15 protein-coding genes are annotated in these 12778 nt (G+C 46.3%); 3 read left to right on the top strand and 12 right to left on the bottom strand.

Annotated features, from left to right (window positions below; all coding sequences use genetic code 11):
- The 5 genes from dapD to fadH form a co-directional block, all read right to left on the bottom strand.
- A complete protein-coding gene (dapD, locus tag J7E21_RS03150) occupies window positions 1–714 on the bottom strand; it encodes a 2,3,4,5-tetrahydropyridine-2,6-dicarboxylate N-acetyltransferase (RefSeq protein ID WP_215104637.1) in 714 nt (237 codons plus the stop codon).
- Window positions 715–780: 66 nt separating this feature from the next.
- Window positions 781–1656, bottom strand: coding sequence for a transcriptional regulator CcpC (locus J7E21_RS03145; protein WP_215104635.1), 876 nt, complete (start codon window positions 1654–1656; stop codon window positions 781–783).
- Complete coding sequence (locus tag J7E21_RS03140) at window positions 1646–3124, bottom strand: MDR family MFS transporter (protein WP_215104633.1); 1479 nt, start codon at window positions 3122–3124, stop codon at window positions 1646–1648. Before J7E21_RS03140 ends, J7E21_RS03145 begins: the two co-directional genes overlap by 11 nt.
- Window positions 3125–3187: 63 nt before the next feature.
- Entirely contained in the window at window positions 3188–3631 is a 444-nt protein-coding gene (gene cbpB / locus J7E21_RS03135; protein WP_215104631.1) for a cyclic-di-AMP-binding protein CbpB, read from the bottom strand.
- A 99-nt stretch (window positions 3632–3730) separates the two neighbouring features.
- Entirely contained in the window at window positions 3731–4498 is a 768-nt protein-coding gene (gene fadH / locus J7E21_RS03130) for a 2,4-dienoyl-CoA reductase (RefSeq protein WP_215104629.1), read from the bottom strand.
- Between the two features lie 126 nt (window positions 4499–4624).
- On the opposite strand from fadH, the gene J7E21_RS03125 reads away from it, so the two are divergent.
- A complete protein-coding gene (locus J7E21_RS03125) occupies window positions 4625–5086 on the top strand; it encodes a YkyB family protein (RefSeq protein WP_215104627.1) in 462 nt (153 codons plus the stop codon).
- Window positions 5087–5124: 38 nt separating this feature from the next.
- Here the strand turns inward: J7E21_RS03125 and J7E21_RS03120 are convergent, their stop codons facing one another.
- Together J7E21_RS03120 and J7E21_RS03115 are read right to left on the bottom strand one after the other, a co-directional pair.
- On the bottom strand, window positions 5125–5994 hold the full coding sequence (locus J7E21_RS03120) for an NAD(P)-dependent oxidoreductase (RefSeq protein ID WP_215104624.1): 870 nt from the start codon (window positions 5992–5994) through the stop codon (window positions 5125–5127).
- 182 nt (window positions 5995–6176) lie between these two features.
- The gene (locus tag J7E21_RS03115) at window positions 6177–6365 is read right to left on the bottom strand and encodes a hypothetical protein (protein WP_215104623.1); all 189 of its coding nucleotides are present in this window, start codon (window positions 6363–6365) and stop codon (window positions 6177–6179) included.
- 140 nt (window positions 6366–6505) lie between these two features.
- On the opposite strand from J7E21_RS03115, the gene J7E21_RS03110 reads away from it, so the two are divergent.
- Window positions 6506–7120: a CPBP family intramembrane glutamic endopeptidase gene (locus J7E21_RS03110; protein WP_215104620.1), complete on the top strand. Its 615-nt coding sequence runs from the start codon at window positions 6506–6508 to the stop codon at window positions 7118–7120.
- A gap of 103 nt (window positions 7121–7223) precedes the next feature.
- The gene (locus J7E21_RS03105) at window positions 7224–7862 is read left to right on the top strand and encodes a hypothetical protein (RefSeq protein ID WP_215104618.1); all 639 of its coding nucleotides are present in this window, start codon (window positions 7224–7226) and stop codon (window positions 7860–7862) included.
- Between the two features lie 38 nt (window positions 7863–7900).
- Here the strand turns inward: J7E21_RS03105 and J7E21_RS03100 are convergent, their stop codons facing one another.
- The 5 genes from J7E21_RS03100 to J7E21_RS03080 all read right to left on the bottom strand — a co-directional run bounded on the left by J7E21_RS03100 (window position 7901) and on the right by J7E21_RS03080 (window position 12700).
- Window positions 7901–8344 (bottom strand): MarR family winged helix-turn-helix transcriptional regulator, encoded by a 444-nt coding sequence (locus tag J7E21_RS03100; protein ID WP_215104617.1) that lies wholly within the window; start codon window positions 8342–8344, stop codon window positions 7901–7903.
- A gap of 81 nt (window positions 8345–8425) precedes the next feature.
- On the bottom strand, window positions 8426–9775 hold the full coding sequence (locus J7E21_RS03095) for a TrkH family potassium uptake protein (RefSeq protein ID WP_215104614.1): 1350 nt from the start codon (window positions 9773–9775) through the stop codon (window positions 8426–8428).
- Between the two features lie 260 nt (window positions 9776–10035).
- Window positions 10036–11178: an anti-sigma-I factor RsgI family protein gene (locus J7E21_RS03090; RefSeq protein ID WP_215104612.1), complete on the bottom strand. Its 1143-nt coding sequence runs from the start codon at window positions 11176–11178 to the stop codon at window positions 10036–10038.
- Between the two features lie 227 nt (window positions 11179–11405).
- Window positions 11406–12152, bottom strand: a complete 747-nt coding sequence (gene sigI / locus J7E21_RS03085; RefSeq protein WP_215104610.1) for an RNA polymerase sigma-I factor — start codon at window positions 12150–12152, stop codon at window positions 11406–11408.
- Window positions 12153–12457: 305 nt separating this feature from the next.
- A complete protein-coding gene (locus tag J7E21_RS03080; RefSeq protein ID WP_483313473.1) occupies window positions 12458–12700 on the bottom strand; it encodes a TerC family protein in 243 nt (80 codons plus the stop codon).
- Window positions 12701–12778: the final 78 nt, after the last annotated feature.

Below are 12778 nucleotides of genomic sequence, written 5' to 3'. Positions count from 1 at the left end.
TTACAGCTGGCGCAGCTCTTGTTTGATTTCCGTTTTCGAACGGGTCTTATCGTCCATCAATTTCAATACACGTGCAGGCATCCCGCCGACAACGGCATTTTCCGGTACGTCTTCGATGACGACAGCCCCGGCTGCGACAACTGATCCTTTGCCGATCCGAACGCCTTCAAGTACGACGACATTCGCGCCGATCATAACGTCGTCTTCTACGATAACTGGTGTAGCAGATGCGGGCTCGATAACGCCAGCGAGTACTGCGCCTGCACCGATGTGGCAGTTTTTTCCGACTGTCGCTCGTCCACCCATGATGACGCCCATATCGATCATCGTGCCATCGCCGATTACTGAACCGATATTGATGACAGCGCCCATCATGATGATGCAATTATTGCCGATTTCCACATTTTCACGGATAAACGCACCCGGTTCGATGCGGCTATTGATATTTTTCAAATCAAGCATCGGAATCGCTGAATTTCTGCGATCGTTTTCCACGACGGAATCTTCAATGACAGCCGCGTGCTGTTCCAGTGCTTTTTCCACTTCAGCCCATTCGCCGAAAACGGTTGCGTGGTTGCCTTCGCCGAATACTTTCGAGCCTTCGCCGAAGTTCAGCGCAGCAACGCCTTCACCTTTAACATAAACTTTTACCGGTGTCGACTTTTTTGCGTTCTGTATGTACGAAATAATTTGATTTGCATCCATTTGCTCCATTGATCAAAACCTCTTTCTATTATGTAATGGTGTTATTATATCTGACTTTGTATAATAATTCATCCTTTAGCTTAGCAGAGCGGCATGTTTTTTGACTATATCGACAAATGCTTCCACTTGCCGCAGTTGAAACGATGTTTCATAGCCGATCAGCCACGTATCCCGCGTCAGCTCGAGTTCTTGCTCACTGGTCGTCAAAGGCATCGTATGGACGTCTTCTGTACCCGTCAGCGTTATGGAAGGCAATATGGCATAGCCGATGCCGTTGACCGCCATCTGCTTGCACGTTTCAATTTGATCCACAGTGATTTGGCGTTTCGGGCTGTAGGCGAAGTGCTTTTGCCACCATTGCTGAATCTCTGCATAATAAGTCGAATCGCTTTTAAACTGGATAAACGGCCGTTCCGTGTCCATCACTTCGTTCAATGACTGTATTTCTTTGTCGACTAAATACAAAGTGTCTTTGAACAAGTGGATCTTCGTGCCTTTCCAATCGGTCTGGCCGCGCACAATGCCGATATGCGCTTCCCCGTCATAAAGGGAGCGGACAATTTCAGAGCTCCATCCGGTGATCAATTGAACTTTCGCTTCCGGATAAAGCGTGACGAAATCTTTCAGCACTTTCGGCAGCCAATTTTGACCGATGATCGATGCACAGGCGATTTTTAATGTGCCGTGGACCTTTTCGCTTAAGGTGTGCAGCTGCTCGAAAACTTCCTCTTTTCGCTGGACGGCTTCATTGGCGTATTGAATGACCAGCTCCCCCGCAGGCGTCGGCGTCAAACCTTTTTGTGACCGGACGAACAATTGCTGCCCCCATTCCTTTTCGATCGATTGGAGGCGCTGCGATAGTGCCGGCTGGGACAAAAACAGTCGCTCTGCAGCTTTTCGCATATTTCCTTCTTCAGCTAATACTTTGATGATCAATTCTTCATTTGACATCAGGTTTCACTCCTTTTAATCCACGCAAACCGAATATCAGCGAAAAGCTCAGTAATGCACAGAAAAATGTCAGGCTGTAGACATTCCGCAATCCGAATGCTAACGCCTCCTGCAGCATCATCCGCTCTTCCATAGGCAACTGGCTTCTGCTGCCTGCACTTAAAATCGCATTAACCGATTCCAATGTGAGACTGCTGCCGTTTTGCTCAAAATACTTCAATAAGGAACTGTTTAAAATACTGCCCAAAAGCGCAACGCCGATCGTGCTGCCGAGATTGCGCATGAACATATTGGAAGCCGTTGCAGCGCCCCTTTTTTCATATGACACTGCCGATTGGATCGAAACGATAAATGCGGTGCTCGTCAAACCCATTCCTGCGCCAATAAAGAAGCTCGACATCCCGGCCCATAGCGGCCCGAATTCAGGGCGCATGAATACAAAAAGCATTGTTCCGAGAAGCAAAAACATAGCGCCCAAAAGTGAAGTCCGAAAATAGCCGATGCTGATCAACAGCCGGCCTGATAACACCGAGGCAATCGGCCAGCCGATCGACATCGCCGTTAGCGTAAAACCGGCGATAGCAGCAGGCTGCTCCATTACACCGGTGACATAGGCCGGCAAATAACTGGATATGCCGATCAGAATGATTCCTGTTGCCAGCGAGACAAGGTTTGCATACAAGATCGCCCGGTTGCGCCATATTTCAAAAGGCATCATCGGGTCGTGCGATGCGCGCTCTGCTTTGACGAAGCCATAGAGGAATAATGCACCGATCACTGCAAGTAACAAAGATGGCATCGACAACCACTCAAACGAGACGCCGCCTTCAATGAGGAGGTACAAAATCGTGCTCAATGCAACCGTCAATAACAGCGCGCCTTTATAATCGATCTTCAAGCGCTTATTCCTGACAGGCTCTTTTAAATAAATCATGATCCCTAGGAACGACAAGACACCAAGCGGCAAATTGACCCAAAATACATACTGCCAGCCGATGGTTGCGACCAGAACGCCACCGATTGCCGGCCCGGCCACAGCAGAAATACCCCAAACACTCGATAAATAGCCTTGGATTTTCGCCCGTTCTTCCGCAGAATAGATATCGCCGACAATCGTCGAGGCAATCGGCATGATTGCTCCCGCTCCAGCTCCTTGGATAAAACGGAACGCAATCAATTGATCCATCGAGTCAGCTAAACCGCAAAGCCATGAACCGACTAGAAACAGTACCATGCCGAACGCGAAAACGGGTTTTCGGCCCAGTATATCCGCAAGCTTTCCGTATAACAAAACGGTTACTGTGCTCATCAGCAAATACGCCGAAAATACCCAGCTGTATTTCGAGAAGCCGCCGAGGTCGGCGGCGATGCTCGGCATTGCCGTGGAGACGATGGTCGCCTCAACGGCCGACACGAACATCGCAAGCATGACAGCAATCAATATCAACGGGCGTTTTGCTTGTTCCATAGAATCCCTTCTTTCAGCGAGCAGAAAAAAAGGCCTCAATGGATGAGGCCTTTTTTCGGATGGTTACCGCTTGAACTGGTATAGCTGTTTTTTCAATTGCTTTAAAACGATGCGTCTCGTCAAAATCCCCATAAACATATCCTCATCATCGACTACACAAAGGAAGTTTTGGTCGATCACCAAATCCAAGGCTTTTTGGAATCGTTCATGCAGATGAATGCGCGGCAGGTCGGTTTGCATAATTTCTTCGACTCGGATATCCCCAAGTTTTTCATATTCTATATGATCCATTCCTAGAATGGCATCTGTGATGCGCTGGGCATTGATCAAGCCGTGAAACCGGTACTTCGCATCCAAAACCGGGATGGCTGAATAGCCGGTCTTCGTCAAAACTAATAAAGCATGCTCGGCACTATTGCCGATTTGAACATGTGCTACCTTTTCGGACGAGATGACAAATTCTTCGATCGGGGTTTCTAGAAAATCTTTGCTCGGTAATGAAATCATGTGCTCTACTCCTTTTGCATCGGATGGTCTGATGCCAAACACTTCGATTACATCATAACATAACACGAATCCCGAAACTATTTAATTGGGTGATTTGGCTTAAAAAGGGAATTTGTTTAACCACTGGCCACCGTCTAAAGTCACAATTTCCCCGTTCATATACGACGCTTTCTCTGACATGATAAACGCTGCAAGCTCGGCTATTTCTTCCGGTTTTCCAAGACGCCCCAACGGCACTGATTTTAACGTTCTTTCTTTCGCTTCCTCTGACTCAAACAGTTTGTCCGCACCGCCCGTCCGCTCAATAGGGCCTGGGGCAATACCATTGACGCGAATGCCGTATTGCGTGCCCCACTCCACGGCCAAAGTGCGTGTCAGCGACATAACCCCAGCTTTTGCGGCGGCAGAGTGTGCGACACCTGCACCGGCATTCCAGGCATACGTAGCCAGCATATTAAGTATATTCCCCTTTGTGCCATTTTCAATCCAATAGTTTCCTACAGCGTGGGAGCAGAAGAACGTCCCATTCAATACAATGTCGATAACAGAGCGCCAACCGTTCGGCGACAACTTTTCTGCATGGACAATGAAATTGCCCGCTGCATTATTGACGAGCCCATCAATTCTGCCAAACTTTTCGTGGGCGAAACTCACCATCGCTTTGGCATGTTCCGGTTCGCGGACATCCATTTGGAACGCTTCTGCTTTCCCGCGCAGTCCCGACAATTTCGTCAAAGCTTCGTTCAGCTTCTCCATATCCCGTCCGGTAATGACGACATTCGCTCCTTCCGCCGCAAATTTCTGTGCCATATGAAAACCCATCCCACTGGATCCCCCAGTAACAATAATTGTTTGTTCGTTCAACATCTCAACATCCCCTTATATTATTCGTCAGCGCAGCGCTGCAGTTGATTCCACTTTATGTACAGTGATTGAAAATTTTGATATGATACATGAGAATGAACACTCCATTAATGCGAAAGGAATGAGCCCATGTCCTCTACGAACAAGGATTCGGAAATCGCACAAGCAATATTCACTGTGAATCGCCACGCCAAAACCGCCACAGACAACCAGTATTTATATGCATTGAAAAAAGAAGCTCTACACTTGATGATCCAACAAAACAGAGCACAGAAACTGGGCTTGCACTTCAGTAAAAACCCCCGCAAAAGCCAACAACAATCTTCCATCCTCGTGAAATGCGGCGATTACTATTTCCATATGCTTCCTAGAAAGGAAGATTTCCACACACTCGAACATTTGGGTGAATTGGATGAAACGTACCGCAATCCGCCTAGCCGCATGAATTTAAAACATGCTAAAGAACTGTTGCGCAACTTAACTGGCCTAGAGCCGACAGATAAAAATCCCGCCATATCGGCACTTCCCAAACGCTACGAGCCAAAAGATATGGATCGTTTCTACACACCAAAAAAGTCTTATTTTGATTAGTCTAGCCGGCAGCGGTAATGCTGCCGGTTTTCATTTGCTCATTTTTCGGCAAAATCAAAATGCCGGATCAGCGCTTGCGTCCCAAGATCACCATCTCCTGCATCCTCAAGTTCTTCGTAGAGGCCGAGCGATAATTTAAGTCCGGGCAAATCAAGTCCCCATTGCTCCGCCGCTTGAACTGCAATTTTCATGTCTTTGATGAAATGCTTAATGTAAAACCCTGGACGGAAATCCCCTTCGATCATTTTAGGCGCCAAATTCGACAATGACCAGGATCCTGCTGCGCCAGTAGTAATGGAGAGCAATACCTTTTCTGGATCCAAGCCTGCTTTTTTCGCATAAATCAATGACTCGCATACCCCCAGCATATTATTGGCGATGTTGATTTGGTTGCACATTTTCGTATGTTGCCCCGAGCCTGCAGGTCCTTGGTGGATGATGTTTTCCGCGAACAATCGGAACAGCGGCAGTATATCGTTGAAAATCGGCTCTTCTCCTCCGACCATGACGGATAAGACCGCGTTCTTCGCCCCGATATCGCCCCCGGAAACCGGTGCATCTAAAGCGTGCATTCCTTTTTCCTTAGCGGCTTGTGCTATTTTTTGTGCCAATTTCGGTTGAGAGGTCGTTAAATCAACAAAGATGGCTCCTTTTTCTGCATGCTGCAACAAGCCGTTTTCGCCGAAATACACTTCTTCGACATCAGACGGGTAGCCGACCATCGTAAAAATCACTTCTGCTGACTGCGCCAGTTCCTGCGGATTATTTTTCCAAACCGCTCCCTTCGACAATAAGTCTTCAGCTTTTGACGCGGTTCTCGTATACACAGACAGTTCATGTCCCCCGTCTAGCAAATGTCCTCCAATGCTATTTCCCATGACACCCGTTCCGATAAATCCAATTTTCATGTAATTTCCTCCCTTAGTACTTCTATAGTAGCAAAAATCGTCAGTCTATTCACTCTTCTTTTCAAACAAAAAAAAGAGGCCGGTCCATAATGGGCCGACCACAAAAGGGGGAAATGAGAATGTTGCTGTGTTCAAGTATACTATGCCCGCTGCAAACGCACGGTAAACCTTTTTTAGAAAATTTATTTTGACGGCTGTTCTGTATATTCATATTCGGTCAGGCCATGATGATACGCGGTGCCGCGAAAATGCTTGAAGTCTTCTTGCTCGATTAATATTTTGCGAAATTCCAAAAAATCCTCTTTTGGAATTCTTAAGGTTTGTAGCTCCCCGTTTCTTAATCGTTCCAGTTCAGTTGAATAATCAGTCATGAAATGTTCCCCTTTTCCTTTCGTTTTGTCAAAATGCTTCTGTTATAATACTATACGGACTAAACCTTTCCCGTCCACTCACATAATCCATATGTTTGAATTAGGCAATACGCCGACGCAATTTTAGGAGGATTTTTTCTATGTTCAGTTTTTTCAAGCGCCATTCGCTCCTTTGGCTTTTGCCGCTTTCACTTTATTTGTATCATCTTGCCTTTGAAAATACAGCTGTCTTTTGGTATATGTACTCATTCGCCATTTTGCTCTTGATGTCGATCGCCATTGTAAACTACTCTGTCTTCGATCAACTGAAAACTTGGCAGTCGCTGCTTTACGGTGTCATGTTCGGTACGCTGCTTTATGCGCTCCTTGCGCTCGGCTACCGGTTCCTTGACGTTTTTCCACTCAATATACAAAGGCCTGTCGCTGCTTTACAGACCATTTTTGCCCCGAGCAGCATTTGGCATTATTTATTATTGATGTTCATCATCGTTCCAGGAGAAGAAATTTTCTGGAGAGGCTTTATCCAGCAGCAATTGAAGAAGTATATGAAGTTGCCGCTCGCGATTTTGAGCGCGTCGCTGCTATTCGGCGTTGCACTTTCTTTTAGCGGCTTTTGGCCAGCGATCATTGCTGGGATTTTAACTGGGGCAGTGCTCGGTGTGCTTTACGAATGGAAACGCAGCATGCCATTACTGATCATCACACACCTCGTGATCCTGATCTTGCTGTTTTTGATTTTTCCTTTACCGGCTTGAAACTTTTCCTGCTATCGTCATCAATTCCTTTTTGTTCAATTATCTTGAAACGTTTTCATCCTTCAGTCGTCTAATGGGGAAACCGGAAGGAGGAATTTGATTCATGAAAAAGAATATTTTATTCACTCCAGCAATTCTCACTGCAGGGATTCTTTTGGCAGGCTGCGGCACAGCTGACCTGGCGGGAGATGAACCAGACGCAGTAGACCCAGTGGAAACTCCCGCAGAAACAACTGATACCGATGTGGAAGAAACAGAAGATCAATCAGATGCGCCTGAGGATACAGACGGCACATCCGGGGATAGTCATGATGCGCCTGATGGGGAACTGACGATGAGCGATCAGCAAGCTTACCAGCTTTACGTGCTCGATGGCTATGCGTTCACCGCTGAAGAGCCAAACCGCGACGTCGTGTTCCTCGAAGAGAATGATGCCGTATTTATGCGCATCGAAACATATTACCCGAGTGACATCAGTTTCGATGATTTGGCGGCGAATACACAAGACACCGTCCAAGCGTCCAATCCGGATGCTGAAGTGCAGGAGTTTACAGGGTTCGACGGCTCGTCCTATAGCCAATCCGCAGCATATGAAGTGGAAACAGCGGAAGGCCACGTGACCGGCATTGCTTTTGAAGGCGACAACATCATCGTCCGCGTGACAATCTTCGACCATAGCACGATTGAAGCACGAGACGATTTCATCGAAATGGCACAAACGATCGAACGCGTACAGAAATAACAAAAAAAGATCCTCCGTGATAAACGGAGGATCTTTTTTTAATAAGACAGATCTTTAATCGACAAACCGAGCTTTTTCATCAATTCGATCGCTTGCTCTTTTTCTTCTGGAGACAAGGCTGCTGTCAATGCATGCAGTTTCTGTTCGTGCGCCGGGAAAATTTCAGCCATGAACGCTTTTCCTTCATCGGTGATTTCTGCATACGTGATGCGCCGGTCGCTCGGGCAATTGACCCGTGTGATAAATTGGCGCTTTTCCAATTTGTCGATCACATACGTAATGGAACCGCTAGCTAGCAAAATCTTGCCGCCAATTTTTTGGAGCGGCTGCCGGCCTTTATGGTACAGCAACTCGAGCACAGCAAATTCTGTCGGATTGACCCCGTTTTCTTGAAAAAAATGGTTCGTCTGTTCCGAGATTGCTTTATGCGCTCTCGACAAAACGATGAACAGTTTCAATGACTGCTTAATGTCTTCATTCATTTTGTTTCACTCATTTCCACTATAGTTACTCAATTACATTGATTATATCGTTTTGATAGCCGAATAGCACGTGCAGTCGACTTATCCGATGATGACGCGCTCTTTCGGATAATGGAATTTCGTCGGATCGGTTTTGCCGCCAATCGTGAACAGGAAGGAAATCAGCCCGACGCGCCCGACGAACATCAATACCATAATAATGACTTTTCCGACCGATGACAAATCACTGGTCAAGCCGAGCGACATGCCGGTCGTTCCAAAAGCAGATGTAATTTCAAAAACAATTTCAACGATAGAAGCATTCGGTTCGGTGATGATCAAGGCCATTGTTGAAAATAACACCATCGAACCTGCGAGGAAAATGACCGCAAACGACCGAAACACATCGATCAATTCGATTTCCCTATTGAATATTTGGATCGTGTTCTTGCCTCGCGCGAAATTGATCAAAAACAGGATGGCAATTGCAAATGTCGTCGTCCGGATCCCGCCGCCTGCTGAACTTGGAGAAGCGCCGATGAACATTAAGGCGCTCATAAATACATTGGTCGCGTCACTGAATTGTGTAATATCGATTGTGACAAGCCCTCCGGACCGGGAGGAAACGGAATGGAATAGTGCCCCGAAAAACGTCTGATGCCAGGACATTCCTTTGAATGCATTGACCGACTCCAAAATCAAAATGCCGATCGTGCCGACGACCAACAGCATGCCGAAAATACTCGTCGTGATTTTCGTGAACAGTGAAAAGCGGAAATTTTTCGTATCATTCGACAAAAATTCCTTTAGTTCGATCAATACAGGAAAACCGATCGCACCGAGTATGATCAGAAGCATATTGACGATCTGGACGAAATAATCATCGACATACGGCTGCAAGGAAGATCCGGTGATGTCGAAGCCGCCGTTCGTTGTCGCAGTAACCGCGCCGAATACACCGTGAAGGAGCGCTTCGCTGAAACTGTAGAAATATTGGGTAAAGTACACCGTCAATATGAGTGCCCCAATCGCTTCGATTAGCAAAAGAATCTTAACGATTTCTGTGATCAGTTTCACGACGCCAGCCATGCTCGACTGGTTATGGTCGACCATGATCAATTGCCGTTCCCGAAGCCCGATTCGCTTACCGAGCAAGATCCAGAAGAATGTCCCGATCGACATGATTCCGATGCCCCCGAACTGGAGAATGGTCATCAAAATGATGATCCCGAACACAGACAGCGTTTCCGAGACGTTGATCACCGTCAATCCCGTGACGCTGACAGCACTGACGGCGGTGAACAACGTATCGATATATGTCATGCTCACTCCAGGCTGCAAGACTCCCGGAAGCCTTAGGAGCAAAAAGGAAAAAGCAATCGCTACGAAATAATACGCTACGATTGCCTGGGCAGGTGTTAGATTCCGGATCCGTTGAACTGATTTGATCATAGGCGTAAAATTCCCTTCCGCAAGTAACTCTCTTCTCATTCTATGTAAAGAAAGTGGAAAAGAAAAGAGCTATTTTGAAATGTAGAGCGATTCCACTGAAAAACTGCACATACCCATGTGCTTGACACCATTTATTTTGAGCTTCGAAAAAAACGCCTATTCCTTAGAAATGCGCAGTTGCCGGCGCCCTCTAAAGAATAAACGATTTGAATGGCAGTCATATCGGTGATTTCGCCATCAGCAAAAGAAAACAAACGGCTTTATTGCGGGTCATCTTTCTCCGCTTTTTTATCCGGATTTGGCGCATTCACTTTTCCATCAGTTGAACTTGACGATGAATTGTTTTTATTATGCGCTCCCTGGCCATTTCCAGGCTGCCTGCTGTTCGAATCTGCTTTTTTCGGCGCATTATTTTGTGGTTTTTTCAACTTGTTCTCTTCGCTCACACTTTTTCCTTTCGAATCATTGTTGCTGTTATTGTTTTGTTTTGCTTTTTCTTGCTTGTCTTTATTTTGCTGTTCTTTTTGTTTATTATCATTGTTTTGCTGATTTGTTTTTTTGCTTTCATTGCCTTTAATATCAGCTGGATTTTCTTTTTTATCCGTTGAAGATTTTGGCTTGGCAGGAACTGAGCTGTTGTCTTTTCCTGCATTTGGATTTTTCGGTTGACCCGAAGACGACTTTGCAGATTTTGACGATTCTTTTTTCACCGCTGGAACTTCTGTGCTGGATGTAGGCTTGTTCCCGTTGTTTTCTTTTAGTGAAGCGGGTTTCGGTTTTTCTGCTGGAACCGGTTGTGATTTGCCTGCATCATCTGAAGGGCTAGCTGGTGATTTGTCATTTGAATCTTCAGCTGGCGATCGCACATCCGGGTTTTCCTTTTCCGCGGGACCAGGTTGATCGGTTTGGCCATCGCTATTCACGTTTTCGATTTCCTTCTCTTCAATCTGAGCAGGTTGCACCTCATTATTCTCATTGGTTGGGGAAGATAAAGTCCGGCTGTTTTCAGCAAATTGCCCAACAGGCACTTGTTGCTTGTTCGCTTGGCGCCATTGTTCTTTACTGGCTTCTCGCAAATGGATGTGGAGGGTTCTACCTGCATTGGCGGTTAATGCCGCTAATGTAATTTGTTCAACGGTTGAAAAGGTTTTTGTGTCCCCTCGTTCTTGTACAGTCGTAATGGTCACTTGCTCAGTGTCATCGTTTATCGACAGGGCAAGCACATTTTCCAATACATCTGCCAAAGTCCCGTTTTCCCAAGCATCAAGTTGCTCGATCAATTGCTGGCCATCCACATTCAGCTCCCGCAGTGAAATTACATGCCATTCGTTGTCTACGGCGAGTTCAATGCCAGGATTGGATTCCACCTGGACATAGCCGTATGCTTCTTGTTCCGGCATCATGAATGTGGAGAAAGCCAAAATCAATACAGCGACTGCTGCAATAATTGGCATCGCAAGTACCTTAACGCGGCGGCGTTTTAATTTGGTGTTGGAGAAAGATTCAAAAAACGCTTCCTCCCCGACCGCTGTGCCTTCTTGCGGATGGCCGGTCACGAAACGGCCATCCGCAAGCATGAAGACAGAGCGGTCTCCATCAAGTTCAATACATATGCCTTTTTGCATCCGCATCAGTTTAACCGCTCCTTTAAATAATCTTTTAAATAATGCAAATCGCTCATCAAAAGCAAAGCCATTGCAATTATGTATTTTCGGTTCCGTTCAATCGTTTTCCGTGACACCTGGACGAGGTCTTCGATTTGCTTGACCGGCAGTTTTTTCTTGTCGAGCAAATACTGTTTATAATCGTCCGTTTCCGCTACCAGCTGCGCAATTTGCATGGCGTTTCTTCTGGCGTCTTCATGAGATGGCGAGATTTTCACGAGCATTTGGAATGACAAACCATAACTTGCAAGCAGCTGTTCAAAACGAAGGATTTCCTCTCGCCTCTTATCATTTTGTTGTTCGATTGTATGATAAACCGTTGAAGCCGCATCCCCAATATGGCTGTGATGGTCTTCATTTGGAGATACTGAAAAATCATGGCTGAACTCGACTCGTTTGCTTTCTTTTCGAATATAGTCAATGACCCGCCGCCTGATGACCATATGGGCAAATGTCAGAAATGATGCATCATGTCCAGGCCGGTATTGGCGGATCGCTTCATGAAACGCTGAGAGCGCAATGCTGAATTCATCTTGGTGTTCATCAATGAACCGTTTGCATACTTGGGCAGCCGTCTTTTTTACAAAAGGCATATGTGAAGCGAGCAAATCATTCAGTGCTTCTTCATCTCCTTGCTGCGCCTGTTTGACCATCGTTTCTAATGGCATTCCGGCGCCATGCCCCAACAAACCGCCTACAGCAGTCAAAAGCATACAACTCACCTCATTTCAAATCCTTTTCTTCATTGTAACTTTCCGTCCAAGGATTGAAAAGAATGAGGCGACTCTAGCCATTATTCTATTCGTAGCTGAACGCTATTTTGTGTCCGTCCATTTATCTTCCAAAAAATAAGCTTGGTGGGCAAATGCTCCACTAAGCTTATCGTATGCTTTAAGCATTCTGTTTGTTTTTTCTCCCCCCTGTGAAAACACCGACTAGCACAATCTCTAAGAGGACCGTCCAAAACGTCAATGTTCACGGCGTCGAATGCGGAAAATCATGCAGCAAACTTCCGAATTTAGTGGGACAAGGTCAAAACGAGCAATTTGACACCTACCCAGTCGGCAACGACAAAAGCAGCGGTCTCCAATTGCGGGAATCTTTCCAGCAAACGGTTAAACTTATCGACTGCAAAGCGCAAGAAGATGCCCCCGATCAAGCCACCGGCAAGCATAACAGCAAATTGACCGCCGTTGATTCCGCCAAGATCAAAATCACCGAGATGCAGCAATGTCACAGCAAGCGCTACGGCTGCTAGCAATCCCCCGATTCCGATAGCACAAGCAGCACCCAAGTGTATTCCAACAAAATGGTATCCATAATCTCCTCCTATTTATGA

Source organism: Planococcus sp. ISL-109 (assembly GCF_018613655.1).
GTDB lineage: Bacteria > Bacillota > Bacilli > Bacillales_A > Planococcaceae > Planococcus.
This window is presented reverse-complemented; position numbering and strand designations above follow the sequence as displayed.